This window comes from Prosthecomicrobium pneumaticum (assembly GCF_014199915.1).
GTDB lineage: Bacteria > Pseudomonadota > Alphaproteobacteria > Rhizobiales > Kaistiaceae > Prosthecomicrobium > Prosthecomicrobium pneumaticum.
Genome location: NZ_JACHOO010000008.1, coordinates 122,797 through 149,770, shown reverse-complemented (window position 1 = coordinate 149,770; position 26,974 = coordinate 122,797). Strand labels below are relative to the sequence as shown.

The 26,974-nt window shown below is 71.1% G+C and carries 26 protein-coding genes; 15 read left to right on the top strand and 11 right to left on the bottom strand.

The features are described from left to right. The first annotated feature begins 38 nt into the window (after positions 1-38). Positions 39-1,034 (top strand): aldo/keto reductase, encoded by a 996-nt coding sequence (locus GGQ63_RS17690; RefSeq protein WP_183857932.1) that lies wholly within the window; start codon positions 39-41, stop codon positions 1,032-1,034. Between the two features lie 52 nt (positions 1,035-1,086). Here GGQ63_RS17690 and GGQ63_RS17685 read toward each other — a convergent pair whose 3' ends face one another. Beyond that, entirely contained in the window at positions 1,087-2,094 is a 1,008-nt protein-coding gene (locus tag GGQ63_RS17685) for a serine hydrolase domain-containing protein (RefSeq protein ID WP_183857931.1), read from the bottom strand. A gap of 102 nt (positions 2,095-2,196) precedes the next feature. After that, complete coding sequence (locus GGQ63_RS17680; protein ID WP_183857930.1) at positions 2,197-3,834, bottom strand: electron transfer flavoprotein-ubiquinone oxidoreductase; 1,638 nt, start codon at positions 3,832-3,834, stop codon at positions 2,197-2,199. Between the two features lie 104 nt (positions 3,835-3,938). Here GGQ63_RS17680 and GGQ63_RS17675 point away from each other — a divergent pair, with 104 nt between their 5' ends. Continuing rightward, a complete protein-coding gene (locus tag GGQ63_RS17675) occupies positions 3,939-4,745 on the top strand; it encodes a uracil-DNA glycosylase (RefSeq protein WP_183857929.1) in 807 nt (268 codons plus the stop codon). 17 nt (positions 4,746-4,762) lie between these two features. Here the strand turns inward: GGQ63_RS17675 and GGQ63_RS17670 are convergent, their stop codons facing one another. Next, positions 4,763-6,025: an NAD(P)/FAD-dependent oxidoreductase gene (locus GGQ63_RS17670; protein WP_246429852.1), complete on the bottom strand. Its 1,263-nt coding sequence runs from the start codon at positions 6,023-6,025 to the stop codon at positions 4,763-4,765. A 103-nt stretch (positions 6,026-6,128) separates the two neighbouring features. On the opposite strand from GGQ63_RS17670, the gene rpe reads away from it, so the two are divergent. Together rpe and GGQ63_RS17660 are read left to right on the top strand one after the other, a co-directional pair. Next, positions 6,129-6,782 (top strand): ribulose-phosphate 3-epimerase, encoded by a 654-nt coding sequence (gene rpe / locus GGQ63_RS17665; protein ID WP_183857928.1) that lies wholly within the window; start codon positions 6,129-6,131, stop codon positions 6,780-6,782. 28 nt (positions 6,783-6,810) lie between these two features. After that, entirely contained in the window at positions 6,811-7,509 is a 699-nt protein-coding gene (locus GGQ63_RS17660) for a DUF2259 domain-containing protein (protein WP_210308563.1), read from the top strand. Between the two features lie 75 nt (positions 7,510-7,584). Here GGQ63_RS17660 and GGQ63_RS17655 read toward each other — a convergent pair whose 3' ends face one another. Next, positions 7,585-8,313 (bottom strand): HAD family hydrolase, encoded by a 729-nt coding sequence (locus GGQ63_RS17655; protein WP_183857926.1) that lies wholly within the window; start codon positions 8,311-8,313, stop codon positions 7,585-7,587. 203 nt (positions 8,314-8,516) lie between these two features. Here GGQ63_RS17655 and GGQ63_RS17650 point away from each other — a divergent pair, with 203 nt between their 5' ends. From GGQ63_RS17650 to GGQ63_RS17610, 9 genes are all read left to right on the top strand, one after another. Then, the gene (locus GGQ63_RS17650; protein WP_183857925.1) at positions 8,517-9,431 is read left to right on the top strand and encodes an AAA family ATPase; all 915 of its coding nucleotides are present in this window, start codon (positions 8,517-8,519) and stop codon (positions 9,429-9,431) included. Positions 9,432-9,438: 7 nt separating this feature from the next. Next, positions 9,439-10,644: a vWA domain-containing protein gene (locus GGQ63_RS17645; protein WP_183857924.1), complete on the top strand. Its 1,206-nt coding sequence runs from the start codon at positions 9,439-9,441 to the stop codon at positions 10,642-10,644. 24 nt (positions 10,645-10,668) lie between these two features. Then, positions 10,669-11,652, top strand: coding sequence for a zinc-dependent alcohol dehydrogenase family protein (locus GGQ63_RS17640; protein WP_183857923.1), 984 nt, complete (start codon positions 10,669-10,671; stop codon positions 11,650-11,652). Between the two features lie 66 nt (positions 11,653-11,718). After that, on the top strand, positions 11,719-12,645 hold the full coding sequence (locus GGQ63_RS17635) for a bifunctional helix-turn-helix transcriptional regulator/GNAT family N-acetyltransferase (RefSeq protein WP_183857922.1): 927 nt from the start codon (positions 11,719-11,721) through the stop codon (positions 12,643-12,645). Positions 12,646-12,702: 57 nt separating this feature from the next. Further along, complete coding sequence (locus GGQ63_RS17630; RefSeq protein ID WP_183857921.1) at positions 12,703-13,041, top strand: XdhC family protein; 339 nt, start codon at positions 12,703-12,705, stop codon at positions 13,039-13,041. A gap of 3 nt (positions 13,042-13,044) precedes the next feature. Continuing rightward, positions 13,045-13,671 carry a LysE family translocator gene (locus tag GGQ63_RS17625; protein WP_183857920.1) on the top strand — a complete coding sequence of 209 codons (627 nt, stop codon included), beginning with the start codon at positions 13,045-13,047 and terminating at the stop codon, positions 13,669-13,671. A gap of 1 nt (position 13,672) precedes the next feature. After that, positions 13,673-14,374 (top strand): XdhC family protein, encoded by a 702-nt coding sequence (locus tag GGQ63_RS17620; RefSeq protein ID WP_183857919.1) that lies wholly within the window; start codon positions 13,673-13,675, stop codon positions 14,372-14,374. Next, a complete protein-coding gene (locus GGQ63_RS17615; protein WP_183857918.1) occupies positions 14,371-15,984 on the top strand; it encodes an NTP transferase domain-containing protein in 1,614 nt (537 codons plus the stop codon). Before GGQ63_RS17620 ends, GGQ63_RS17615 begins: the two co-directional genes overlap by 4 nt. 206 nt (positions 15,985-16,190) lie before the next feature. Beyond that, positions 16,191-16,460: an usg protein gene (locus GGQ63_RS17610; RefSeq protein ID WP_183857917.1), complete on the top strand. Its 270-nt coding sequence runs from the start codon at positions 16,191-16,193 to the stop codon at positions 16,458-16,460. On the opposite strand, the gene GGQ63_RS17605 is transcribed toward GGQ63_RS17610, so the two are convergent. From GGQ63_RS17605 to GGQ63_RS17590, 4 genes are all read right to left on the bottom strand, one after another. Beyond that, the gene (locus GGQ63_RS17605) at positions 16,453-17,214 is read right to left on the bottom strand and encodes a proteasome-type protease (protein WP_183857916.1); all 762 of its coding nucleotides are present in this window, start codon (positions 17,212-17,214) and stop codon (positions 16,453-16,455) included. The genes GGQ63_RS17610 and GGQ63_RS17605 overlap by 8 nt on opposite strands. A gap of 62 nt (positions 17,215-17,276) precedes the next feature. Further along, positions 17,277-18,110, bottom strand: a complete 834-nt coding sequence (locus tag GGQ63_RS17600; protein WP_183857915.1) for a transglutaminase N-terminal domain-containing protein — start codon at positions 18,108-18,110, stop codon at positions 17,277-17,279. 12 nt (positions 18,111-18,122) lie between these two features. Further along, positions 18,123-19,064 (bottom strand): alpha-E domain-containing protein, encoded by a 942-nt coding sequence (locus GGQ63_RS17595; RefSeq protein ID WP_183857914.1) that lies wholly within the window; start codon positions 19,062-19,064, stop codon positions 18,123-18,125. A gap of 117 nt (positions 19,065-19,181) precedes the next feature. Next, positions 19,182-20,600 (bottom strand): circularly permuted type 2 ATP-grasp protein, encoded by a 1,419-nt coding sequence (locus GGQ63_RS17590; RefSeq protein ID WP_183858001.1) that lies wholly within the window; start codon positions 20,598-20,600, stop codon positions 19,182-19,184. 315 nt (positions 20,601-20,915) lie between these two features. On the opposite strand from GGQ63_RS17590, the gene GGQ63_RS17585 reads away from it, so the two are divergent. Further along, positions 20,916-23,636 carry a pectate lyase gene (locus tag GGQ63_RS17585; RefSeq protein ID WP_183857913.1) on the top strand — a complete coding sequence of 907 codons (2,721 nt, stop codon included), beginning with the start codon at positions 20,916-20,918 and terminating at the stop codon, positions 23,634-23,636. Here GGQ63_RS17585 and radC read toward each other — a convergent pair. The 3 genes from radC to GGQ63_RS17570 all read right to left on the bottom strand — a co-directional run bounded on the left by radC (position 23,614) and on the right by GGQ63_RS17570 (position 26,044). Beyond that, a complete protein-coding gene (gene radC / locus GGQ63_RS17580) occupies positions 23,614-24,315 on the bottom strand; it encodes a RadC family protein (protein WP_183857912.1) in 702 nt (233 codons plus the stop codon). The genes GGQ63_RS17585 and radC overlap by 23 nt on opposite strands. 22 nt (positions 24,316-24,337) lie before the next feature. After that, positions 24,338-25,171: a type I methionyl aminopeptidase gene (map, locus tag GGQ63_RS17575; RefSeq protein WP_183857911.1), complete on the bottom strand. Its 834-nt coding sequence runs from the start codon at positions 25,169-25,171 to the stop codon at positions 24,338-24,340. A 129-nt stretch (positions 25,172-25,300) separates the two neighbouring features. Next, positions 25,301-26,044, bottom strand: a complete 744-nt coding sequence (locus GGQ63_RS17570) for a hypothetical protein (protein WP_183857910.1) — start codon at positions 26,042-26,044, stop codon at positions 25,301-25,303. Between the two features lie 129 nt (positions 26,045-26,173). Between GGQ63_RS17570 and GGQ63_RS17565 the strand changes: the two genes are divergently transcribed. Beyond that, entirely contained in the window at positions 26,174-26,926 is a 753-nt protein-coding gene (locus GGQ63_RS17565; RefSeq protein WP_183857909.1) for a competence/damage-inducible protein A, read from the top strand. The last annotated feature ends 48 nt before the right edge of the window (positions 26,927-26,974 follow it).

The following is a 26,974-nucleotide window of genomic DNA, read 5'->3' as shown; positions in this document are numbered from 1 at the left end:
GGGGCTCCGGCCGGCGCGCAAGGCGAAGGAAGACGATCATGGAACGACGCAGACTGGGGAAGACCGGACCGGAGGTCTCGGCGATCGGCCTCGGCGCGATGGGCATGTCGGGCATGTACGGGCCGTCCGACCGGGCGGAATCGATCGCCACGATCCATGCCGCGCTCGACGCCGGCATCGACCTCATCGACACCGGCGATTTCTACGGCGCGGGCCACAATGAACTGCTGATCCGCGAGGCGCTCGCCGGCCGGCGCCGCGACGAGGTCGTGCTGTCGGTGAAGTTCGGCGCGCTGCGCGATCCCGCCGGCGGCTGGGCGGGGTTCGACGCGCGCCCGGGCCATGTCAAGAACGCGCTCGCGCAGACGCTGCAGAAGCTCGGCACGGATTATGTCGACATCTACCGCCCGGCGCGGCTCGACCCGGACGTGCCGATCGAGGAGACGGTGGGGGCGATCGCCGAGATGGTGGCGGCCGGCTATGTGCGCCATGTCGGCCTCTCCGAGGTGTCGGCCGAGACGGTCGCCCGCGCCGCCGCGGTGGCGCCGATCGTCGACCTGCAGATCGAATATTCGCTCGTCTCGCGCGGGCTCGAGGACCGCATCCTGCCGCGGCTGCGCGATCTCGGCGTCGGCGTCACGGCCTATGGCGTGCTGTCGCGCGGGCTGATCTCGGGCCACTGGTCGAAGGCGCGCGGCGGCGCGGGCGGCGATTTCCGCGATCACAGCCCGCGCTTCCAGGGCGAGAATCTCGACAGGAACCTCGCCCTCGCCGAGGCGCTCGGCCGGCTCGCGGCGGAGAAGGGGGTGACGACGGCGCAACTCGCCATCGCCTGGGTGGCGGCACAAGGGGCCGACATCGTGCCGCTCGTCGGCGCACGCACCCGGCCGCGCCTCGCCGAGGCGCTCGGCGCGCTCGACATCGTGCTCACGGCCGAGGACATGGCCGCCATCGAGGCGGCGGTGCCGAAGGATGCGGCGGCCGGCGACCGCTACAACGCGCACGGCATGGCGACGCTCGACAGCGAGCGCTGACCCGAGCGAGCCGACCCGGACCCTCCCGCGCGCGAAGCGGGGGAGGGGCCGCTCAGGCGGTCGCCTCGGCGATCGCGGCGAACAGGGCGTGCAGCGCGTCGCGGTGGCCGGTGCGGGCCGAAGGGTCGTCGGTCGAGGAGGTCATGGTGACGACGAGGCCGCGCTCCGGCGCGATATAGAGCATCTGTCCGCCGAAGCCCCAGGCATAGCGCACCGGCGTGCCGCCGAGCTCGGTGAGGAACCAGCCATAGCCATAGCCGTCGCCGTTGAAGACGGAGCGGGTGCGCGGCGTCCAGGATTGCGCGATCCAGGCTTCGGACACCAGCCGGACGCCCGCTTCCGTCGTGCCGCCGCGCCGATAGAGCTCGCCGAAGGCGGCGAGCGCGCGCGGGCTCATCGCCATCTGGTTGCCGCCGAAATAGATGCCCTGCGGGTCGCGGTCCCAGCTCGCGATGGAAAACCCTTCGAGGGCCCCGAGCCAGTCGCGGGCGAGCGCGAGCGTCGAGCGGCCGGCCGTCCGCGTCAGGATCGCCGAGAGGAGGTGGGTCGAGCCGGTCGAATAGAGCATGCCGCCGCCGGGCGCATCGACGAAGGGCTGCGCGAGCGCGGCACGCACCCAGTTGCGGCTCGCCACCCAGCGGCCGTAATTCGGGCCGGACGTGCGGGCGAGGCCGGCCTGCATCGACAGGAGATGGCCGATGGTCACGGTGGCGAGAAGCGGATCGGGGTCCTCCGGCAGGTCGGCGGCGAGGAGCGGCGCGATCGGCTGCTCGGTGCCGTCCAGCACGCCCTTGTCGATCGCGATGCCGACCAGCGCCGAGACGATCGATTTCGAGGCCGATTTGATGTTGGTCGGGTCGCCGGGCCGGTGGCCGCGATAGCCGCGCTCGGCGAGCCGCGCGCCATCCTTCGCGACGAGCACGGTTTCGAGGGGGCCGAGCGCCGCGGCGCGGTCGAGCACGGCGTCGAGGTCCGCCGGTTCTTGCGCCCGCGCGATCGCCGGCAGGGCCAGAAGGGCGGGGGCTGCGAGGAGGGCGCGGCGGCTGATCGGTCTGTGCATCGCCGGCAAGTGGGCGCCGCGATCGTCCCCGTCGAGGGCCGGCCGCGACGGCTCGCGACAAAGTGAGCCGCCGCCGCCCTCCCGGGCCGGTCGGGCGGCCGGTCACATGCCCGGATAGTTCGGCCCGCCGCCGCCTTCGGGCGGCACCCAGGTGATGTTGCCGTTCGGATCCTTGATGTCGCAGGTCTTGCAGTGGACGCAGTTCGCCGCGTTGATCTGATAGCGCGGTCCCTCGGGCGTCTCGAGCCATTCATAGACGCCGGCCGGGCAATAGCGGGCGGACGGTCCGCCATAGACGCCGAGCTCGGAGCGGCGCTGCAAGTCCGGATCGGCGACCTTCAGATGGACCGGCTGGTCCTCCTCGTGCGCGGTGTTCGAGATGAACACCGAGGACAGTCGGTCGAAGGTGAGCACGCCGTCCGGCTTCGGGTAGGCGGGCGCCTTGTGGCGGTCGGCCGGTTCGGTCGCCGCGGCGTCGGTCTTCCTGTGAGCGAGCGTGCCGAGCCGCAGGCCGAGCGTCTCGAGCCACATCGCGGCGCCGCCGAGCGGGATGCCGAGGAGCGTGCCGAGCCGCGACCATAGCGGCTTGACGTTGCGCACCGGCGCGAGGTCGCGGCCGATCGGCCCGGAGCGCCATCCGGCCTCATAGGCGGAGAGGCTCGGCGGCGCCGCGCCGGCGAGCGCCTCGACCGCGGCATCCGCCGCCTCGATGCCGGACTGCATCGCGTTGTGGCTGCCCTTGATGCGCGGCACGTTGACGAAGCCGGCCGCGCAGCCGACGAGCGCGCCGCCCGGAAAATCGAGCCGCGGCACGGACTGCCAGCCGCCCTCGGTGATCGCGCGCGCGCCATAGGAGAGCCGCGTGCCGCCCTCGAACACCGGGGCGATCGCCGGATGGGTCTTGAAGCGCTGGAACTCCTCGAAGGGCGAGAGATGCGGGTTGCGGTAGTCGAGATGGACGACGAAGCCGACAACGACCTGGCCGTCCTCGAGGTGGTAGAGGAAGGAGCCGCCGCCGGTCGACGCGCCGAGCGGCCAGCCGAAGGAGTGCTGCACGAGGCCCGGCCGGTGCTTCGCGGGGGCGACGCGCCAGAGCTCCTTGAGGCCGATGCCGAATTTCTGCGGCGAGCGGCCTTCCGACAGGCGGTAGCGGGCGATCGCCTGCTTCGACAGCGAGCCGCGCGCCCCTTCCGCGAGCAAAGTGAGCCGCGCCCGAAGCTCCATGCCGGGCGTGAAGTTCGCGCCCGGGCTTCCGTCGCGCCGCACGCCCATGTCGCCGGTCGCGACGCCGGCGACACGGTCGCCCTCGAAGAGCAGTTCGGCTGCGGCGAAGCCGGGATATATCTCGACGCCGAGCGCCTCCGCCTTCTCGGCCAGCCAGCGGCAGACCTTGCCGAGCGAGACGATGTAATTGCCGTGGTTCGACATCAAGGGCGGCATCAGGACATTCGGCAGCCGCACCGCCCCGGCGGGCCCGAGATAGAGGAAATGGTCCTCCGTCACCCTCGTCCGGATCGGGGTCTCCTCGCGCCGCCACTCCGGCAGCAGCCGGTCGAGCGCGGAGGGGTCGATCACCGCGCCGGAGAGGATGTGGGCGCCGACTTCGGCCCCTTTCTCCAGCACCACGACGGAGAGGTCGGGCGCACGCTGCTTGAGCCGGATCGCCGCGGCGAGGCCCGCCGGGCCGGCACCGACGATCACCACGTCGCATTCCATCGCCTCGCGTTCGGTCCCGCTCATGCCGCCTCCGCCTCGCCCCCCGTTCGCGCCGCGCCGGCTCATCTGTTACATTCGACCCCTCGCTTTCAAGACCGTTTCTCAACAAGCCGCGGCAACCGCCTGAGATGACCCCCGAACCGCCGACCCGCGAGGCGCTCGCCGCCCTCATCGCCTGGTATCAGGCGATGGGCGTCGACGCGGCGATCGAGGAGGAGGCGGTCGACCGCTTCGCGGCCGCGGCGGCCGTTCCCGTCGCCGTGCCGCCGCCGGTCCCGACGGCACCCGCGCCGGCCATCCCGCCGCGGACCTTGGAAGCGGCAGCGACCGCAGCGGTGGATGTCGAGACCGTGCGGGCGCTCGCCCGCTCCGCGCCGACGCTTTCCGCGCTTCGGGCGGCGCTCGAAGCCTTCGAGGGCTGCGGCCTTTCGAAGACGGCGAACCGGCTGGTCTTCGGCGACGGTGCGCCGGGCGCGCGGCTCATGCTGGTCGGCGAGGCGCCGGGCCGCGAGGAGGACCTGCAGGGCCTGCCCTTCGTCGGGCCGTCCGGCCGGCTGCTCGAACGGATGCTCGCGGCGATCGGCCTGTCGCGCGAGGCGGTCTACATCGCCAATGTCGTGCCTTGGCGGCCTCCCGCCAACCGCAAGCCGACGCCCGAAGAGACGACGCTCTGCAAGCCCTTCCTCGAGCGGCAGATCGAGCTCGTCGATCCCGATGTCCTCGTCTGCCTCGGCGACGCGGCGGCGAAGGAGATCCTCGGCGTCCGGGAAGGCATATTGAGCCTGCGGGGGCGCTGGTTCGATTTTCCGACCGGCCGGCGGACCATTCGTGCGGTGGCGACGCTCCACCCCGCCTATCTGCTCCGCCAGCCGCTGCAGAAGCGCCTCGCCTGGCGCGATCTGCTCGCCGTCAAGGCGGCGCTCGACGGAGGATAGCCGCGGCCGCCCGGCTTTCAGAACCGGACCGCGGAAAAAGGGGCGGGGTCGACGAAGGGCATTTCGCGGGTGATCAGCTCGGCGAGCAACCGTCCGGTCGCCGGCCCGAGCGTGAAGCCGAGATGGCCGTGGCCGAAATCGAGCCACAGGCCCGGATGGCGCGGCGCCGGCCCGACGATCGGCAGCGAATCGGGCAGGCAGGGGCGGGCGCCCATCCAGGGTTCCGGCTCGACCGGCTCGCCGAGCGGGAAGAGCGCGCGGGCCTGCGGCACGACCCGGGCGATCTGCACCGGCGTCGGCGGCGCGTCGCGGCGGGCGAATTCTATGCCCGTGGTGATGCGGTAACCCTGGCGCATCGGCGTCAGCACATAGCCGTGCGCCATGTCGACCACCGGGCGGGCGAGCGCGGCATCGCCGCGGGCGCGGAAATGCTGGTGGTAGCCGCGCTTGACCGCGAAGGGAAAGCGGTAGCCGAGCGGCCGCAACAGGTCCATCGACCACGGGCCGAGCGCGACGATCACGTCGGGGGCGGTCGCCGCACCGTCGGCGAGTTCGACCCGCCACAGCTCGCGTTCGTGCCGCAGGGTGAGCGCGTCGCCGTGCGCGAACGCGCCGCCCATCGCCTCGAAGAGGCGCGCATAGGATTTTGTGACGCCGCCCGGGCTCGATACCGACACCGTCTCGGGCAGGAAGAGCGCGCGGGCGAACACCGGGGCGAGGTCGGGCTCGAGATCGGTCACGTCGTGGCCGTCGAGCACCTCATATTTGACGCCGTAGCGCTCGCAGGCGGCGATCAGCGGCGCCGCCTCGGTCGCGAAGGCCTCGCGCGAGCGCCAGCCGCGCAGCCAGCCCGTGCCGCGGAAATACTCGACGGCGCGGGCCTTCGCGGCCATCTGGCCGTGCTCGGCGGCGGCGTGCGACAGGATCGGGTTCATCGCCTCGCCATATTCGGCGAGGCGGGCGGGCGCCGATTGGGCGCGCAGCTTCCAGAGAAAGCCCGACACGGCCGGCAAATGGCCGAGATGATAATGCAGCGCCGGCTCGTCATTGCGGGCATAGCGCATCAGCGCCCCGAGCCGGCGCGGGAAGACGATCGGATGGAAGCCCTCCCGCTCGACGACGCCGGAATTGCCGTAGGAGGTCGCCTCGCCCGGCTCGGCGCGGTCGACGAGCAGCACGCTCCTGTGCCGCCGGAACAGATGATAGGCCGCCGAGACGCCGACGATTCCGGCGCCGAGGACGATGGCGTCATAGCGCCGGGCTTCGGGAATCGCGGACAAAGGGGGCCTCCGGCGGCGGAGTGTGCCGATCCCGGCCGGTCGAGGCAATTGCCTCCTCCGCGGGCGCGTGCTAGGGGCGCCCGAGCCTCGCATCGGGAACGCCATGACGATCATCGCCCCCTCGATCCTTGCTGCGGATTTCAGCCGGCTCGGCGAGGAGGTGCGCGCCATCGACGCAGCCGGCGCCGACTGGATCCATCTCGACGTGATGGACGGCCATTTCGTCCCCAACATCTCGTTCGGCGCCGACATCGTGAAGGCGCTGCGGCCGGCGACGGCGAAGCTGTTCGACGTCCATCTGATGATCGCGCCGGTCGATCCCTATCTGCCGGCCTTCGCCGCCGCCGGCGCCGACCGTATCACCGTCCACGCCGAAGCCGGTCCGCATCTCCATCGCACGCTGCAGGCGATCCGGGCGCTCGGGCTGCGCGCCGGCGTCGCGCTCAACCCGGCGACGCCGGAAGCGGCGATCGGCTACGCGCTCGACCTCGTCGACCTCGTGCTCGTGATGAGTGTCAATCCCGGCTTCGGCGGCCAGGCCTTCATTCCGGAGGCCGTCGACAAGGTGTCACGGGTGAAGGCGATGATCGGGGCGCGCGACGTGCTGATCGAGGTCGATGGCGGGGTGACCGCGGAGACGGCCGCGCCGCTGATCCGCGCCGGCGCCGATGCGCTCGTCGCCGGCTCGGCGGTGTTCAAGGGCGGCCCGGCGACCTATGTCTCCGCCATCGAGGCGATCCGGAACGCGGCGGCCTGACCCCCGCGCTCCGATGAAGGAGGACAGGATGCGTGCGGTTCTTTCGGCGGCGGTGCTCGCCCTCCTCGCCGCATGGCCGGCGCGGGCCGGCGATATCGCCGACCGCGCCTTCCTCGGCTTCTCGCCCGACGGCAGCCGCTTCGCCTTCGAGGAGTTCGGCGTCCAGGACGGTTCGGGTTTCCCCTATGCGAGCGTCTTCGTGATCGACACGCACGCCGATGCATGGATCCCCGGCTCGCCGGTCCGGGTGCAGCTCGATCAGGACGGGGCGACCGTCGCCGAGGCGCGCAAGGCGGCCGAGGAGAAGGCGTCCGCCATCCTGACCGGCATCGTCCCCGGCGGGCGGCTCGTCGCCTCGAGCCCGGTGACGGAGCTGTCGAGCGATCCGCACCATCTGCGCTTCGTGCCACGGCCCGCCGTGCCGCCGATCGACCAGCCGCTCGAGCTGGCGATCGAGGAATACCCCCTCGCCGTGGCCGACGCGCCGGAGGGCCAGGAGATCAAGGGCTTCCGGCTCACCCTGTCGAGCAATGCCGGCGAGCGGCTGCTGCACGAGGACAGCGAAATCCCGCAGAGCCGTGGCTTCCCGACCGAATACCGGATCTCCGACGTCGTCGCCTATTATCCCCGCTCCGGCCGGCCCGTGCTCGTCACCCTCGTGATGATGCTCGTCTACGGTTTCGAAGGCCCCGACGGCCGCTACATCGCCGTGACCACCCGGCTGTAGGCGTGCAGCGCGCCGAACGGGTCATGACGCTCGACCGCCCGCAATAGACCGGCCGGCCGCGGCGGCTGGCCCTGCTCAGCCTTCGGGCGCCGCCGCCTCTCCGGCCTCGATCGCCCGGACGAGGTCGACCGCTTCGGCGAGCCGGTCGAGACGGTGAAAGCGCGCGGCGTTCTCCGGCGGCTCGGCGTGTTCGAGCGCGAAGGTCAGCTCGTGCGGCACATGGGCTGCGAAGGCGCCGGCGGCGAGCGCCGGGAGGACGTCGGAGCGCAGCGAGTTGCCGATCATCAGCGCCCGCTCCGGCCCGGCGCCGTGGCGCGAGAAGACGGTGCGGTAGGTTGCCTCGGTCTTGTCGCTGACGATCTCGATGGCGTGGAAATAGCCGCCGAGGCCCGACTGGGCGAGCTTCCGCTCCTGGTCGAAGAGGTCGCCCTTGGTGACGAGCACCAGACGGTGGCTGCCGGCGAGCCGTTCGAGCACGGTCTCGGCATCCGGCAGCGGCTCGATCGGATGGGCGAGCAGCTCGCGGCCGAAATCGAGGATGCGGCCGATCACCTCGGCGGGCACCCGGCCCTCGGTGATCTCGATCGCCGTCTCGATCATCGAGAGCGTGAAACCCTTGATGCCGAAGCCGTAGAGCGCGAGGTTGCGGCGCTCCGCCTCGAGCAGGCGGGCGCTCGTCATCTCGGCGGCGGCGTGGTCGGCGAGAAGCTCGCCGAAGCGTGCCTCGGTGAGCCGGTAATAGCGCTCGTTCTGCCACAGCGTGTCGTCGGCGTCGAAGCCGATCGCGGCGAGCCGCTCGCCCATGCCATTCCTCCTCGCGCTGGCCTTTGTCTGCGGAGCCTGCGCCGAAACGGCCGCCGCGCCAAGCCGTCGCCGCGGCAGGCATGACCGACCGCCATCTTTCCCGCCCGCCGAAGCGCCTTCGCGCTCTTTGCGGGCGGTGCGGCATCTCTATAATGCGGTGCGTCCGGCCCGGCCGGAAGCCCGCCGCCTCCGAAGGACATGCCATGATCGCCCTGCCGCAATCGATCGACGCCACGCTCGCGCTCCTCGAGGCGGGCGGCTATGTGCCGGACCGGTCGCTCGCGACCGTGCTGTTCCTGGCGCTCCGGCTCGAGCGGCCGCTTTTCCTCGAGGGCGAGGCGGGCGTCGGCAAGACCGAGATCGCCAAGGTGCTCGCCGCCGGCCTCGGCCGCAAGCTGATCCGGCTGCAGTGCTATGAGGGGCTCGACGTCGGCTCGGCCGTCTATGAATGGAACTATGCGGCGCAGATGGTCGAGATCCGCGCCGCCGAGGCGACCGGTTCCGTCGACCGGGCGACGCTCGTCGAGGACGTCTTCTCCGATCGCTTCCTGATCCGCCGGCCGCTCCTGCAGGCGCTCGAGCCCGACACCGCCGGTCCGCCGGTGCTGCTGATCGACGAGCTCGACCGGGCCGACGAGGCCTTCGAGGCCTATCTGCTCGAAGTGCTCGCCGACCATCAGGTGACCGTGCCGGAACTCGGCACGATCCGCGCTGCGGCCGCGCCGATCGTCGTCGTCACCACCAACCGGACGCGCGAGATCCATGACGCGCTGAAGCGCCGCTGCCTCTATCACTGGGTCGATTATCCCGATGCGGCGCGCGAGCTCGCGATCGTTCACCAGAAGGTGCCGGGCGCCGGCGCGCGGCTGTCGGCGGAGGTTGTCGGCTTCGTGCAGCGGCTGCGGCGGATGGAGCTGTTCAAGAACCCCGGCGTCGCCGAAACGCTCGACTGGGCGACGGCGCTCGCCGAACTCGACCAGGTGGCGCTCGATCCGACCGTGGTGTCGGATACGCTCGGCGTGCTCCTCAAATATCAGGACGACATCGCCAAGATCGAGGCGAGCGCCGTCAAGCGGCTGATCGAGGAGACGCGCGCCGGCCTCGGCGCGGCGGCGTGAGCGGGCGATGAACGACAGCGCGCAGGGCTCGGGCGGGCGGCTCGACGAGAACATCGTGCAGTTCGGCCGGGTGCTGCGGCGGGCCGGGCTGCCGGTCGGGCCGGCGGCGATCGTCGAGGCGATCCGCGCCGTCGAGGTTTCCGGCATCGCCTCGCGCGACGATTTCTACTGGACGCTGCACGCCGTGCTCGTGAAGAAGCGCGAGGAGCGGGCGGTGTTCGACGAGGCGTTCCGCCTGTTCTGGCGCAGCCGGCAGCTCGTCGAGAAGATGCTCGCCATGCTGTCGCCCGCGGCGACGAAACGGCCGAAAGAGCCGCCGCGCGCCGCGGCATCGCGTGTCGCGCAGGCGCTGTTCGCCGAGCAGAACCGCGAGCGTCCGCCCGTCGAGGAGGTCGAGCTCGACGCGCGTCTGACGGTGTCGGGCGAGGAGGTGCTGAAGACGCGCGATTTCGCGCAGATGACGGCCGAGGAGCTCGCCGCCGCCGAACGCCGGCTCGCCCGGCTCGCCATGCCGCTCGACACCGTGCCGACCCGCCGCTTCACCGCCGCGCCGCGCGGCCGGATCGACGCGCGCCGGACACTGCGCGCCGCGATGCGGAGCGGTGGCCGGCTCGTCCTGCCGAAATTCCGGCAGCGTCGCGAGCGGCATCCGCCGATCGTCGCGCTTGTCGACATCTCCGGCTCGATGAGCCGCTACAGCCGGGTGCTCCTGCATTTCCTGCACGCCCTGTCGGCCCGGCGGCGCGTGCACGTCTTCCTGTTCGGCACGCGGCTCACCAATGTCACCCGCTCGCTCCGTATGAAGGATCCCGACGCCGCGCTCGCCGCCTGCTCCGGCGCTGTCGCCGACTGGTCGGGCGGCACGCGCATCGCCGCCGCGCTCGCCGCCTTCAACCGCGACTGGTCGCGCCGCGTGCTCGGCGAGGGGGCGATCGTGCTCCTCGTCACCGACGGGCTGGAGCGCGAGGGCGGCGAGGAACTGGCGCGCGAGGCAGACCGGCTGCACCGCTCCTGCCGCCGGCTGATCTGGCTCAATCCGCTGCTGCGCTTCGACGGCTTCGAGGCGAAGGCACGCGGCATCCGGGCGCTGCTGCCGCATGTCGACGAGTTCCGCGCCGTGCACAATCTCGACGCCGTGGCCGATCTCGTCACCGCCCTGTCGGGCGATGGGCGCCGAGCCGATCCGCGCCGCTTCCGCGAGGCGGCGGCGTGAGGCGGCAGGCATGAGGGGGCCGGCATGAGGGCGATGGTGCTGCGGGCGATCGGCGCGCCGCTCGTCGCCGAGGAACGGCCCGAGCCGCAGCCCGGACCGGGCGAGATCCGCGTGCGGGTCGAGGCCTGCGCCGTCTGCCGCACCGATCTCCATGTCGTCGACGGCGAACTGCCGAACCCCAAGCTGCCGGTCGTGCCGGGGCACGAGATCGTCGGCATCGTCGATGCGGTCGGTCCGGGCGTCGCGCTGCCGGCGGTCGGCACGCGGGTCGGCGTGCCCTGGCTCGGTCATGCCTGCGGCCACTGCGCCTATTGCGGCAGCGGCCGGGAGAACCTCTGCGACGATCCGCTCTTCACCGGCTATACGCGCGACGGCGGCTTCGCCACCCATGTCGTCGCCGACGCAGCCTTCTCCTTCCCGCTCGACGGCTTCGACGATCCGGTCGCTGCCGCGCCTCTGATGTGCGCCGGGCTGATCGGCTGGCGCTCGCTCAAGATGGCGGGGCCGGCGGCGCGGATCGGGCTCTACGGCTTCGGCGCCGCGGCCCACATCATCGCGCAGGTCTGCCGCTTCGAGGGGCGCGAGGTCTATGCTTTCACCCGCGCCGGCGACACGGCGGCGCAGGCGATGGCGCTCTCCCTCGGTGCCCGCTGGGCCGGGGCGTCGGAGGAGAAGCCGCCCGAGCCGCTCGACGCGGCGATCCTCTTCGCGCCGGTCGGGGCGCTGGTGCCGGCGGCGCTCGCCGCGGTCGCGAAGGGCGGCCGCGTGGTGTGCGGCGGCATTCACATGAGCGACATTCCGCCGTTTCCCTATCGGCTGCTCTGGGAGGAGCGGCAGGTGCTGTCGGTCGCCAATCTGACGCGGGCCGACGCCTCCGAGTTCCTCGCGCTTGCGCCCCGGGCCGGGGTGCGGACGACGACCCACACCTATCCGCTCGCCGCGGCAAACGAAGCGCTCGCCGATCTGCGCGCCGGCCGCTTCCAGGGCGCCGCCGTTCTCGTGCCCTGACGCGGCTCTTCTCTTCGATCTCGGCCGGGTCTAATGTTGTCACCGACAACATGAACGGGGGCGCCGATGGACACGGTCGAGGAAGTCCGCAGCTTCAACCGCTTCTACACCCGCGAGATCGGGCTCCTGCGCCCCCGTCTGCCGGCGAGCGACCTCACCCTCGCCGAGGCGCGCGTCGTCTATGAGCTCGCGACGGCCGGTGAGCAGACCGCTGCCGCGCTCGGCCGCCGGCTCGGCATGGACAAGGCGCATCTGAGCCGCATCGCCGGCCGGCTCCGCGCCCGCGGCCTCGTCGAAAGCCGCGTCAGCCCGGACCACGGCCGGCAGAAGCCGCTCTCGCTGACGCAAGCCGGCCGCGCCACCTTCGCCCGGCTCGAGTCCGGCACGCGGGCGCAGCTCGAGACCCTGCTCGCCCCCGTCGACGGCGCGGCGCAGGCGCGCATGGTCGAGGCGATGGCCGCGATCAGGACTGCCCTCGGCGAGGATGCGGAGAAGCAGGTCGCGCTCCGCGGCCTCGAGCCGGGCGATCTCGGCTGGATCACGCACCGCCAGGCGGTGCTCTATACCCGCGAATATGGCTGGGACTGGACCTATGAGGGGCTCGTCTCGACGATCCTCGGCCGCTTCGTCGAGACATTCGATCCGGCCCGCGACGATGCGTGGGTGGCGACGCGCGGCGGCGCGATCGTCGGCTCCGTCTTCCTCGTCCATGGCGACCGGCCGGGCGAGGCGAAGCTGCGGCTCCTCTATGTCGAGCCCTCGGCGCGCGGCCTCGGCGTCGGCCGGCGTCTCGTCGAGCGCTGCATTGCCCGCGCCACCGAGCTCGGCTATCGCCGCCTCGTCCTGTGGACGAACGACGTGCTCGTCGCCGCCCGCCGCCTCTACCAGACGGCCGGCTTCCGGCTCGTCGAGGAGGCGCCGCATCATTCCTTCGGCAAGGATCTCGTCGGCCAGACCTGGGCGCTCGATCTCCATCCGGCGGAGGCCGGATGAGGCGTGTTGCCCACGGCCGGAAACCGGCTCATCATTGGCCGCAATCCGGAGGAAGCGATGAGCGACGCCACCACTGCGGTCATCGACCATGATGTGCTCGCCACGGCGGAAGGCTGGGCGCGGGCCGGGCGAGGGGTCGCGCTCGCGACCGTCGTCGAGACCTGGGGCTCGGCACCGCGGCCGGTCGGCAGCCATCTGGTGATCGATGGCGAGGGGAATTTCGAGGGCTCGGTGTCCGGCGGCTGCGTCGAGGGCGCGGTGGTCGGCGAGGCGATCGAGGTGATCGGCGAGGGCCGGCCGCGCATGCTCGAGTTCGGCGTCGCCGACGAGACGGCGTGGCGGGTCGGCCTCTCCTGCGGCGGCCGTATCCGCGTCTATGTCGAGAAGGTCGCCTGACCGATGCCCTCGCTCGAACTGCTCGCCGCCTTCGCGGCGGCGACCCTCCTCTTCGCCTTCTTCCCCGGCCCGGCGCTCCTCTATACGGCGGCGCAGACGCTCGCCCGCGGTCGCCGTGCCGGTCTGATGGCGGTGCTCGGCATCCACACCGGCTGCTATGCACATGTGCTCGCCGCCACGCTCGGCCTCTCGGCGGTGTTGACCCATGTGCCGGAGGCCTATCTGGCGCTGAAGCTCGCCGGCGCCGTCTATCTCTGCTGGATGGGCGTGCAGATGATCCGCAGCAAGGCGGAGGGCGCCGCGGCGCCGCAGGTCGCGGTGAAATCGGCGCGGCGCGCCTTCGTCGAGAGCGTGCTCGTCGAGTTGCTCAATCCGAAGGCGGCGCTGTTCTTCGTCGCTTTCCTGCCGCAGTTCGTCGACCCTGCCGCCGGCCTGCCGGTCTGGGCGCAGTTCCTGATCCTCGGCGTCGTCGTCAACCTGACCTTCTCCTTCGCCGACATCGTCACCGTCTTCGCCGCCTCGACGATCACCGGCCGGCTGCGGCGGTCCGGCCGGGCGATGCGGGCGGTGCGCTATCTCGGCGGCTCGGTGCTCGTCGCGCTCGGCGCCCGGCTCGCCATGGAGCGCTAGGATGGACCTCTCCCTGCTCGCGGAACTGAACGCGATCCGCGCCGCCCGCCGCGCCGCAATCGTCGTCACCGATCTCTCGACCGGCGCCGGCCGGCTGGTGCGCGAGGAGGCGGCCGCCGCCGACCCGCTCGCCGAGGAGCTTCTCGCCCGCTTCCGGTCGGGCAAGTCGGGCCTCGCCGAGAGCGCGGCGCAGGTGTTCCTCACCGTCCATGTGCCGCCGCCCCGCCTCGTCGTCGTCGGCGCGGTCCATATCAGCCAAGCGCTCGCGCCGATGGCGCGGATCGCCGGCTTCGACGTCGCGATCATCGATCCGCGCACCGCCTTCGCGACGCCGGAGCGCTTTCCCGACATTCCGCTCTTCGCGGAATGGCCGCAGGACGTGCTGGCGCGGATGCCGCTCGACCCCTTCACCGCGCTCGCCGCCGTCACCCACGATCCGAAGATCGACGACCACCCGATCGCCGCGGCGCTTTCGGCCGGCGCCTTCTATGTCGGCGCGCTGGGCAGCCGCAAGACGCATGCGAAGCGCCTCGAGCGGCTCGCCGCCATGGGCGTCCCGGCCGAGGCGCTCGGCCGCATCCGCGCCCCGATCGGCCTGCCGATCGCCGCGCAATCCCCGGCCGAGATCGCCGTCGCCGTCCTCGCCGAGGTGATCGAGGCGCTCCGCAAGCGCGGCGCCGTGGCACGGGAGAAGGCGGCGTGAAGTTCGGCCGAATCGCGCTCTCCGAGGCCGAAGGCGCGATTCTCGCCCATTCGGTCGAGGCGGGCGGCCGCACGCTGAAGAAGGGCACGCGGCTGACGGCCGCGCTGGTCGAGCGGCTCGCCGCTGCGGGGCTCGACGGCGTCATCGCGGCGCGGCTCGCTCCCGAGGATGTGCACGAGGACGAGGCGGCCGGCCGGCTCGCCGCCGTGGTGGCAGGGGAGGGGGTCGCCGTCGCCGCGCCCTTCACCGGCCGCTCGAACCTGCACGCGTCGTCGGCCGGGCTCCTCGTCGTCGACCGGGCCGCGATCGACGCCTTCAACCGGATCGATCCGGCGATCACCCTCGCCACCCTTCCGGAATTCGCCCGCGTCGAGGCGGGACGGATGGTGGCGACCGTCAAGATCATCCCGTTTTCCGTGCCGCAGGCGAGCCTCGCGCGGGCCGAGGCCGCGGTGCGGGCCGCACCGCCGGTACGGATCGCGCCGTTCCGGCCGATGCGCGTCGGCCTCGTTGCCACCAGGCTGCCGAGCCTCAAGCCGAGCGTGATGGAGAAGACCGCGCGCATCACCGCTGCGCGGCTCGCACCCGCCGGGGCGACCCTGCTCGCCGAGCGCCGCGTGCCGCACGACGCGGCGGCGGTCGGTGCCGCGCTCGCCGGGCTCGCCGCGGAGGGGGCCGATCTCTCGATCGTCTTCGGGGCATCGGCCGTCGTCGATGCGGAGGATGTGATCCCCGCCGGCATCGCCGCGGCGGGCGGCCGCGTCATCCATCTCGGCATGCCGGTCGATCCCGGCAACCTCCTCGTGCTCGGCGAGGTCGCCGGCCGGCCGGTGGTCGGTGCGCCGGGCTGCGCCCGCAGCCCGAAGGAGAACGGCTTCGACTGGGTGCTCGACCGGCTGCTCGCCGGCCTGCCGGTCGGACCCGACGAGATCACCGGCCTCGGCGTCGGCGGCCTCCTGATGGAGATCGTGTCGCGGCCGCAGCCGCGCGAGGAGCGGCCGGCGCCCGGCCGGCGGGTCGCCGCAGTCATCCTCGCCGCCGGGCTCGGCAGCCGGATGGGCGGGCCGACCAAGCAGCTCGCGACGATCGGCGGCGTGCCGCTCGTGCGCCGGGCGGCGGAGGCGGCGCGGGCGAGCGGTGTCGACGAAATCGTCGTCGTGCTCGGCCATCGCGGCGAGGCGGTGCGGGCGGCGCTCGGCGGGCTCGCCGTGCGCTTCGCCGACAACCCCGATTATGCCGCCGGCCTCTCGACATCGCTGCGGGCCGGCATCGCCGCGCTCGCCGGCGGCGCGGCGGACGGGGCGCTCGTCATGCTCGCCGACATGCCGGCGATCTCGGCGGAGGTGATCGACCGGCTGATCGCCGCCTTCGACCCGGCCGCAGGCCGGATGATCGTCCTGCCTACCGCGGAGGGACGGCGCGGCAATCCGGTGCTGTGGAGCCGGTCGTTCTTTCCCGATCTCCTCGCCATCCAGGGGGATACCGGCGCGCGCCATCTGATCGGAGCCCATGCCGATGCGGTCGCGGAGGTCGAGATCGGCGCCGCCGCGGCGCTCGACATCGACACGCCGGAGGCCCTCGCGGCGGCCGGCGGAATGCTGTCCGATTAAGCCCGAAGGCGCGGGCCATCGCGGCAGGCGGAGCACCCGCCGGGGCAGGCTTCCCGCCCGGCTTGGCAGCAGTCCGCCGGCTATGCTGCTAAAGTATTGGAAGCGCTGAACAATCTGCGATTTGGGCGTTGAAATCAAGGCCTCTTCCGGAGACCATTTCCATGGTCCCCGCGGGGACCGGAGCGCAACCGACCGCGAGGTTCAGCATGGCGTCCATCGTCCTGTCGCGTCAGCTCGAGGGCTACGGCCTCACCACCGCCGAGATCCTCTACCGCCTTCCCGACCATCCCGAGTTCCTGCAGAGCTATACGTGGCAGGACTATGATCTCTTCCCGCACTTCCCCGAGCTGAAGCGGTTTCTCGCTTTCTGGCGCCGCGAGCTGGAAGGGCCGCTCCATTCCGTGCGCGTCGCGCACAACCGGCTGATCGGCGCAGCCGAATGCCGCATGGTGGCGCAGGAATTCGCGATCAATTGAGGGGCGTAGCAGCCGGCAGTCCGTAGGGCGGCGCCGGGATCGCCTGGTGGGCGGCGCGCAGCGCCGCCGACCAGCGCTCCCGCAGGTCGAGGAAATAGCCGTCTGTCCGGTCGATCCGGTGCGCGATCTCGACGGTGATGCCGTCGCGCCGGATGACGGCGATGTCGATCGGCATGCCGACGCCGAGATTCGACCGTATGGTCGAATCCATCGAGATCAGGCCGAGCTTCAGCGCCTCGGGCAGATCGGTGTCGAAGGTCACGGCGCGGTCGAGGATCGGCTTGCCGTATTTGTGCTCGCCGATCTGCAGATAGGGCGTGTCGGCCGTCGCCTCGATGAAGTTGCCGGCCGAATAGACCATGAAGAGGCGGAGCCTGCCGCCCTTGACCTGTCCGGCGACGAGCAGGGTGACGTCGAAGCTCGCCTGGCTGTGCTCCATCGCCTTGCCGTGCAGCCGATAGACTTCGCGGATCGCGCGGCCGACGAACTGCGCCACCTTGAACATGGTCGGGAAGGAGAAGATCGTCTCGACCTCGCCCGTCTCGGGGTGCTCCATGCCTTCCTGCAGCAGGTTGATCACCGACTGGCTGATGCCGAGATTGCCCGCCGTCGCCACCGTGATGACGCGCTCGCCCGGCCGCTCGAAGAGGTGCAGCTTCTTGAAGGTGGCGATGTTGTCGAGCCCGGCATTGGTCCGCGTGTCGGCGATCACGACCAGACCGTTCCGCACCAAGAGGCCTACGCAGTAAGTCATGGTTCTATTCCAGCCCGCGGCAACCGGCGCGGGAGTCTCGGGGTTTCGTCGATTGTATGCAACTAAGCGGGCCGGTCCGTCCCCTGCCTCTTTGACGCAGCCGCGTCGGCGACGCTGACGCGGACCGACGGCGCCACGACGACGCCGTCCGCCGCGCCGCGGGCCGGCGCCGCGCCGAGCGCATCGAGACCGACGGCGAGGCGGACATAGCGGTCGGTCGGGCAGAGATTGGCGCTCGGGTCGAAGCCGATCCAGCCGATCGAGGGCACGTGTGCCTCGGCCCAGCCGTGCTCGCCCGCGGCTGCCTTGTCCGCTGCCGGCTCGTAGAGATAGCCGCTCACATAGCGGGCCGGGATGCCGATCAGCCGTGCACCGGCAATGAAGGCGTGGGCGATGCCGCGCGCCGTCCCGGCGCCCGCGGCGACCGTGGCTGCGGCAGTCTCGTCTTCGGCCGCGGCCCGCGCGCAGCGCTCGCGGATCGACGCCATCAGCCGGTGCAGCCGGGCGAGCGGCTCGGGACCGGCCGCCTCTGCCGCGCCGCGGGCGAGGCGGGCGAGCGCGGCCGAGGGCTCGGTGAGGGGTGTGTCGCGCAGGAAGACGGTCGGCTGGAAGCGTTCGCGCGTGCCGCGCACCAGCCCGGCGAGGTCCTGCGTCTCGATCTCGCCGAGCGCCGTGACGGTCAGCGTGTCGATCGGCCCGGCGATGGTGAAGGCCTGGACGAGATTGCCGAACGGGTCGGACGAGCCCTCCAGCCGGCAATCCTGGTCGACCTCGATTCGCCAGCCGGTGACGAACTGGCCGTCATGGCCGCGCGGCGTCAGGCGCAGCGCGTTGATCGCCCATTTGGCGGGCGGGTCGTAGCGATAGACGAGTTCGTGGACGATCCGCAGACGCACCGCTCCGGCCCCTCAGACGAGATACTGGTCGGTGATCGCCTGGCCGAGCCGGCCGTTCTCGCCGATGAACTCGGTCAGGAACTCGTGCAGGCCGGACTGGAAGATGCCTTCCATGGTCGCGTTCTGCAGCCGGTTGCGCGTCGATCGGGCGATGCGCTGCGCCGGACCCTGCCTGCCATAGGCCTGCGACAGCTCGTCGAGGAAGGCGGCGATGTTGTCGTAGCAGCTCGCGAGCGAGCGCGGCAGCTGATCGTTGAGGACGAGCAGGTCGGCGACGAGCCAGGGTTTCAGGCTCTCGCGGTAGACCCAGTGATAGGCCGTGTTGGCCGAGACAGAGCGCAGGATCGACGACCACTGGAAATAGTCGAGGCCACCGCCGACATTGCTCTCCGCGGGCAGCAGCACGTGATACTTCACGTCGAGGATGCGGGCGGTGTTGTCCGCCCGCTCGATGAAGCTGCCGAGGCTCGAGAAGCAGAAGGCGTCGTTCCGCAGCATCGTCCGATAGGCGGAGCCGTCGAAGCGCAGCGATGCCTCCTTCACGAAGGAGAGGAATTCGTTGAGCCGGATGCGGTCGCGCCGCACGCCGTCGAAGCGCTTCAGCCCGAGCCAGGCGCCGTTGATCGAGTCCCACATCTCGCCGGTCAGCGCGGTGCGCACGGCGCGCGCATTGGCCCGTGCCCGCTCCAGACAGCTGCGGATCGAGGAGGGGTTGTCCGGCGAGAAGGCGAGGAAATCGACCACCGCCTCGGGCGTCGCCTCGGCGTGCAGGCTCTGGAAGCCGGCGGCCGATCCGGTCGCGGCGACGGCGGATTCCCACTCGTTCGAACCGCCGGCATAGGAGATCGGGATGGCGGCGAGCCGGTTGGCGGCGTCGAGAATGCGCGCGGTGTTCTCGGCACGCTCCACATAGCGGGCGAGCCAGAAGAGGTTTTCGGCGGTGCGGCTCAGCACGGACGGGTGCTCCGGAGTTGAAGAAGACCCGCGTCCGATCTGCCCGCGCCGGCGCAGGCAGGCCTCGGACGCTTCCGGCCGCGAGCGGCGGAAAGGGCGAGGACGATCGTGGCGGTCTCAGGCATCGAGCACCCAGGTGTCCTTGGTGCCGCCGCCCTGGCTCGAATTGACGATCAGCGACCCTTCCTTCAGCGCCACGCGGGTGAGGCCGCCCGGCACGATGCGCACCCGGTCGGCGCCGGTCAGCACGAAGGGGCGCAGATCGACATGGCGCGGCGCGATCCCGGCATCGACGAAGGTCGGCGATGTGGAGAGGGCGAGCGTCGGCTGGGCGATGAAGTTGTCGGGATCGGCCTTCAGCTTCTCGGCGAAGAGGTCCCGCGTCTTCTTGTCCGACGCCGGGCCGATCAGCATGCCGTAGCCGCCCGAGCCGGCGACTTCCTTCACCACCAGCTCCTCGAGATGCTCGAGCACATATCTGAGCGAATCGGCCTCGCGGCAGCGATAGGTCGGCACGTTCTTGAGGATCGGCTCCTCGCCCAGATAGAACTTCACGATCTCGGGCATGTAGGAATAGACCGCCTTGTCGTCCGCGACGCCGGTGCCGACCGCATTGGCGAGCGACACCGTGCCGGCGCGATAGGCGTTCATCAGGCCGGGACAGCCGAGCATCGAATCGGGCCGGAAGGACAGCGGATCGAGGAAGTCGTCGTCGAGCCGGCGATAGATGACGTCGACGCGCTTCGGCCCTTCGGTGGTGCGCATGTAGACGACATTGTCGCGCACCATCAGGTCGCGCCCCTCGACGAGCTCGACGCCGAGCTTGTCGGCGAGGAAGGAGTGCTCGTAATAGGCCGAGTTGAACGGGCCGGGCGTCAGCAGCGCGACGGTCGGGTCGCCGGGCGCGGTCTTCGGCGCCACTGACTTCAGCGTTGCGAGCAGCGCGTCGGGATAGTTGTCGACCGGCGCAATGCGGTGCTCGGCGAAGAGATCCGGGAAGAGGCGCATCATCACCTCCCGGTTTTCGAGCATATAGGAGACGCCGGACGGCGTGCGCGCATTGTCTTCGAGCACGTAAAAGGTGTCCGGGTCGACGCGGACGATGTCGATGCCGCCGATCATCACATAGATGTCGTGCGGCAGGCGAAGCCCCGCCATTTCGGGCCGGTAATAGGGGTTCCGATAGACGAGATCTTCCGGGACGATCCCGGCCTTCATGATCTCACCTCTCGAATAAACGTCGCTCAGGAAGGCGTTGAGCGCCTTGACGCGCTGTTCGAGGCCGCGGGCGAGATGCGTCCATTCCGAGCCGGTGATGATGCGCGGAATGATGTCGAACGGGATCAGCCGTTCTTCCGCTTCGGCTTCGCCATAGACCGCGAAGGTAATGCCCATCCGGCGGAAGAGCAGCTCGGCCTCGGCGCGGCGGTGGCCCAGCAGTTCGGGTGTCGTTCCGTCGAGCCAGCGTTTCAGAACTTCGTATCCGGGGCGGCACGCCGTGTCCGTCCCGCTCATTTCGTCGAAAGCGACCACCATCGGCGCGCCGATCCCCATTTCCGGTCCCTGCTTCTCCCGGCAAGGCCCATGCCAACGCAGCGGCTCGCAAGACGCTGCGCGCGCTCATTGCATACGAAGCGGGCAGGCTTGGAAAGAGAGAAATTTCGCGCCGCTCCGCGGCCAAAACTTGGGCAGGGGAGGCTCGAGGCCCGCCTCGCGTGACGCCGTCCCGGCAACCCGACCGCGGAAGCTTGCCGGGCCGCCCGCGGTTCTCCTATGAAGCCGGCGGGGAGCGGGATCGGTCATCGACGGAATCACGGCGCACAGGTCGCCATGCGCGAACGAGAGAGACGTATGCCCCTCATCACGCGGAGGGCCGCCCGCCATTTGGCGCCCCTCGTCCCGGGCCTCCTCCTCGTCCTCCTCGTCAGCGCGCCGGGCACCTGGTGGCGTGTCCTCGACTACAATGTCGACGAGGGATTCAATCTCGGCAAGGCGGCCCTCTACAATGCCGGTTTCGATCTCTATCGCGACGTCTGGAACGATCAGCCGCCGATTCTGACGGTGCTGCTCGCCGCGCTGCAAAGGGTCTTTCCCGACAGCGTCGCTGCGGGCCGGACGCTCGTGCTCGTCATGGCGGTCCTGCTCCTCGCCGCGTTGTTCCGCGTCACGCGGCGGCTGCAGGGGTCCGGTGTCGCCTGGATCGCCACGCTTCTGCTCGCCTCGGCCGCGCTGTTCCAGGATCTCGCCGTCTCGGTGATGATCGGCCTGCCGGCGATCGCGCTCACCGTCGTCGCCCTCGATCTCCTGACGCGGCGGTCCATCCGGCCGTGGCGCGACGGACTCGTCGCCGGCGGCATCTACGCCGTGGCCCTCCACACCAAGCTCTTCGTGCTGCCGATCCTGCCGGCCCTCGCCCTCGCGGCCTGGATCGCCGCAGCGGGCGAAGGGCGTCGTGCCCGGCTCGCCACCTTCCTCGCGGCGACGGGCGCGGTCTATGGGCTGATCGCGCTGATCCTCGACATTCCGATCGGCGGAGCGCTCGTCGGGCCGCATGTGACCCCGGCGCTTCGCGCGACCTATTCCTTCGCCGCCAATCTCCGTCAGTTCGTCCGCGGGCTTAGTGATGTCGCGCTCCTCATGCTCGTCGCGCTTGCGGCCTGCGCCTGGATCGTGGCCCGCCGCCGCGGTGGGGCGGACTGGATTCCGGTGCTCTGGCTTCTCCCGGCGTTCCTCGTGCTGGTGCTGCACACGCCCCTCTGGACCCATCAGTTCCTCCTCCTGGTCGTTCCCGGAACGTGGTGCGCGGCCATCCTCCTCGACGCCGCCCGGCAGGAACTCCGGACGGCGCCCCCTCGGGTGAAGGGTGTGTCGGCTGCGCTCGCTCTCGCCGGCCTCGTGCACATCGTCGTGGTGCAGGTCGAAACCTGGCGGGGGGGCGCTCGCGCGGCGCTCGCCGCATCGGTCGACACGGAAGCGATCCGCCGCCTCTGGCGCGCCGGCGACTGGACCTATTGCGACCGCGCGATCGACTGCTTCCGCGTCGGCGCGCTCGTGCCGCCGGAGACGGTTGTCAATTCCGGCAAGCGCGTCACCGCCGGTAATCTGCCGGAGGACCTGCTGATCCGTATGCTCGAACGGCGCGCCCCAGCGCAGCTCGTCTTCCGCAACGGCATCGTCGAGCCGGCGCTCCGCTCGGCGCTGCGGCCCGGCTATGTCGCGCTTGCCGACATGGCCGGGATCGAGCACTTCGTGCGCCGCGACCGGCTCCTGCAGACCGCACCCCCCGTCGACCTTCCGGCAGCGATCGGTGCGCTCGAAGGCATGACGACCGCTCTCGAAGCGGCGATGGGCGGCACGGTGCTCGGCGGCGTGGCCGACGCCGATGGTGTCAGGACCGAACGCGACCGCGCCCCCCGGCCGCTTGGGCCGGGCCAGGTTGTCGCCCGGCCACCCCATGCGGCGCCGAAGGCCGGCGCGTGCCTGCTCGCCGTCGGCACGCGCGCGGGCAACGCCGCACTCTCGGCCGCTGCGCTGCGCACCGCGCGCGCCGTCGCCTGCGCGCAGCTGCCCGGCGGCGGTTGGGCGCGCGTTTTCGGTAGCCCGGGCTGCGCGGCCGGCGGCCCGCCCGCGGTTCCGCCGCCGAAGCTGCCGCGCGCCTCGCTCGATGAAGGCGCGCCGGCCGACGCGATCGCCTTTCTCCTCGACGCGACGGCCATTGCGGCGCCGGACGATCGCGTCCTGTTCGAGGCGGCGGCGCGGCGCGGGCTCGACTTCTATGTCGCCGCACAGGCGCCTTCGGGCGGCTGGCCGCAGATGGTGCCGCCCTCGGAGGAGAAGTTCGAGCGCCATCTGACGCTGAATGACGGGGTGACGACGAAGGCGATCGCCATCCTCCTGCGCGGCTGGCGGGTCTTTGGCGACGAGCGCTACCGTGCCGCTGCAGAAGCGGGCGGCGATTTCCTCATCCGTGGCCAGGATCCGGCGACCGGCGCCTTCGCGCAACAATATGACGAGACGCTCGCACCCGCCCCGGCGCGGGCCTTCGAGCCGGCGGCGCATGCCAGTCTCGAGACCGGCCTCGCCGTGCTCGCGCTCGCGGATCTCTACGGAGCGACGGGGGAGGGGCGCTTCCTCGCCCCTCTCGGCAAGGCGCGCGACTGGCTGCTCGGCCGTCAGATCGCCCCCGGCGTCTGGTCGCGCCTCTACGCGATCGAGGACGATCGACCGATCTATATCGGCCGCGACGGCCGTGTGAAGCACGCCCTGCGGGACATCCCGCTCGAACGGCGCACCGGCTATCGCTGGCAGGGCGCGTTTCCGGAGGTCGAGCGGGCGCTCGGCGTCGCAGCGGCCGCCGGTGGCGGCACGGCGGCGATCGAGGCCGTGCGCCGCGACTTCGAGGCGGGCCGCCGGGCCGACGATGCGCTCGTCGCGCGGATGCGACTCTCCGCCCTGCCCAGCGGCGAGGGGGGAGTGGTCGCAGGGCGTCTTGCGACCGCCGATCTCATCGACGCCTGCGAGGCCGTGCGAACCCTGCTGCGGAGCGATCTCAGATCAGCTTCAGACCCTTGAAGCTCGCATGGCCGGAGCGGCCGACGATGATGTGGTCGTGCACGACGATGCCGAGCGGGGCTGCGATGTCGACGATGGTCTTCGTCATCTCGATATCGGCGCGCGACGGCGTCGGATCGCCCGAGGGGTGATTGTGGACGAGGATGACCGCCGTGGCGGAGAGTTCGAGCGCCCGCTTCACCACCTCGCGCGGATAGACCGGCGTGTGGTCGACGGTGCCGACCTGCTGCCGCTCGTCGGCGATCAGCGCGTTCTTGCGGTCGAGGAAGAGGATGCGGAACTGCTCGCGTTCCTCATAGGCCATCGCCGCCCGGCAATAGTCGAGCACCGAGCTCCAGGAGGAGAGCAGGGGCCGCCCCTTGATCGGTTCGCGCGCATAGCGCAGCGCCGCGGCATGCACGACCTTCAGATGCGCCGCCACCGCCGGGCCGATGCCGTTCACTTCCATCAGCCGCGCCTCGGGCGCGGCGAGCACGTCGGAGAACGAGCCGAAGCGGGCGAGCAGGCCCTTGGCGAGCGGCTTGACGTCGCGCCGCGGCACGGCGGGGAAGAGCAGCAGCTCGAGCAGCTCGTAATCCGCGACGGCGTCCGGCCCCGCCTCGCGAAACCGCTCCTTCAGCCGCTCGCGGTGACCGAGGAAGTGGGGCGGCGGGCTGGCGTCGTCGTCGAAGCCGCTCATCGCCCCCTTCCGGCCTCCGTCGTCACGCCGCTGGCGGATAGGGCGGCTTGTCGAGGCCGGCCGGGGAGAGGGTGAAGATCTCGCAGCCCTCTTCGGTGACACCGACGGTGTGTTCGAACTGCGCCGACAGCGAGCGGTCGCGCGTCACCGCGGTCCAGCCGTCCGACAGGATCTTCACCTGCGGCCGGCCGAGATTGATCATCGGCTCGATGGTGAAGATCATGCCCGGCTTCAGCACCGCGCCTTCACCGGGTGAACCGTAGTGCAGGATGTTCGGCGCATCGTGGAACAGCCGGCCGACGCCATGGCCGCAGAAATCCCGCACCACCGAGCAGCGTTCCGCCTCGGCATAGGACTGGATGGCGTAGCCGATGTCGCCCAGCGTCGCCCCGGCCTTCACGGCGGCGATGCCCCGCATCATCGATTCGTAGGTCACCTCGACGAGCCGCTCTGCCGCCCGCTTCACCTCGCCCACCAGGTACATCCGGCTCGAATCGCCGTGCCAGCCGTCGAGCACATAGGTGACGTCGATGTTGACGATGTCGCCGTCGCGCAGCGGCTTGTCGTTCGGGATGCCGTGGCAGACGACGTGGTTGATCGAGGTGCAGGTCGCCTTGGTGTAGCCGCGATAGCCGAGCGTCGCCGGCAGCGCGCCGTGATCCATGCCGAACTCGTAGACGAAGCGGTCGATCGTGTCGGTCGGCAGGCCTGGCGCGACGATCCTGGTCAGCTCGTCGAGGCACTGCGCGGCGAGCCGGCCGGCGCGGTGCATGGCCTCGAAGGCGTCCCGGCCATAGAGCCGGATCTGACCGTTGTTCTTCGGCGGCGCCAGTTCGGCGTCGATATAGGTGACCATCGGGGCCTCGGTTCGCGTGCGGCCAGCAGAGCACTCCGGCCGTCCGGCAACAAGGGGGCGCGGCGCGTCGCCGCCGGTTTTCGGCGGATGTGGCGCATCAGGCCGGGAAGTGCAACCCCGGCGCGGCGCTCAGCGGCGATCGGCCTCGATCTCGGCGAGGATGGGGCCGGTCAGGATTTCCTCGAGCCGGGCGAGGGCGCGGGCCGCCACCGCGCCGTCGAGCACCCGATGATCGAAGACGAAGCGCACGATCGTCGGGCCTTCGGGGGCGATCACCCCGTAATTGAGCAGCACCGTCATCGGCGAGCGCACATGGGTCACGTCCGCGCCGAGCGAGGATACGACCGAGATGCCGAAGGTGCCGATATGGTGCCCCCGCCAGCGCCCGACATTGAGCGCCATCCACCAGATCACGGCGCGCAGCGGCGCGGGCAGCCGGGCGATGAGGAGCAGCTTCCTGAACGGCCGGATGGTCTCGACCGGCGCGCTCGCGGCATGGCGGATCGCCGCACCGATCAGTCCGAGCGAAAGGGCCTCCGGCGCGCGGATGCGGGTGACGAAGACACCCGGCTCGCCGCGATAGTCGCGCTCCACCGCAATGCTCGCGACGCTCTCGCCATATTCATAGAGATGCGCCGTCGGGAAGCGGACATAGGCGCGCCGCAGCACCGGCATTTCCGCCGCCGTGAGCGCATAGGCCTTCATGAAGATCGCCGACCAGGGCAGCCGCTCGCGCGCCGCGTCGCGCGCCGCGACGAGGCGGCCGAGCGCCATCGGACGTTCGATCGGGATGGTCGGCACGTCGCGCGACATCCGCATGAAGTCGCAGACGATCCGCCGGGTCGGCGACAGCGGTATGCAGCGTCCGCGCATCGTCGTCTTCTTCCTCCCTCGTGCCCCGCCTCCTAAACGGGCGTGTCGTGCCGCGTCAACCCGCAGGCGCCGGTTGAGGCCGCGCCACGGTCGCGCTAAAGCCACACGATCGAGCGGAGGACGGGCGAGATGAGCGGCGAGACCGTGGACGGTGTCGTGACGGCAGCGGTGCTGGTGATCGGTGACGAAATCCTGTCCGGCCGGACGAAGGACGTGAACATCGGCTTCATCGCCGAATACTGCACGGCGATCGGGATCGACCTGCGCGAGGCGCGGATCGTGCCGGACGTCGAGGCCGAGATCGTCGCCGCGGTGAACGGCCTGCGCGCCCGCTACGATCACGTCTTCACGACCGGCGGCATCGGCCCGACACATGACGACATCACGGCGGATTGCGTCGCCAGGGCCTTCGGCGTGCCGCTCCTTCTCGATCCGCGCGCCGTCGCCCTCCTCGAGGCGCACTATCCGCCGGGCGGCCTCAACGAGGCGCGGCTGCGCATGGCGCGGATCCCCGAAGGCGCGACGCTGATCGAGAACGCCGTCTCCGCCGCGCCGGGCTTCACGATCGGCAATGTCCACGTCATGGCCGGCGTGCCGAAGATCATGCAGGCGATGTTCGACGTCGTCACCGGCCGGATCCCGACCGGACGGAAGATGCTGTCGCGCACCGTGCACGCCCCGGTCGGCGAGAGCCGCATCGCAGCCGGCCTCGCCGCGATCCAGGCGGATTTCCCCGATCTCTCGCTCGGCAGCTATCCGAAGATGGCCGACGGCCGGTTCTCGACCGACCTCGTCATCCGGGGCCGCGATGCGGCGCGGCTCGATGCGGCCGAGGCCGCGGTCGCCGCCATGGTGGCGGCGGTGGTCGGGGCGGCGTCGTGAGCGGAGAACGCCCCTTTACCGCGAGGCGCGGCTGTGGCAGGTCCGCGC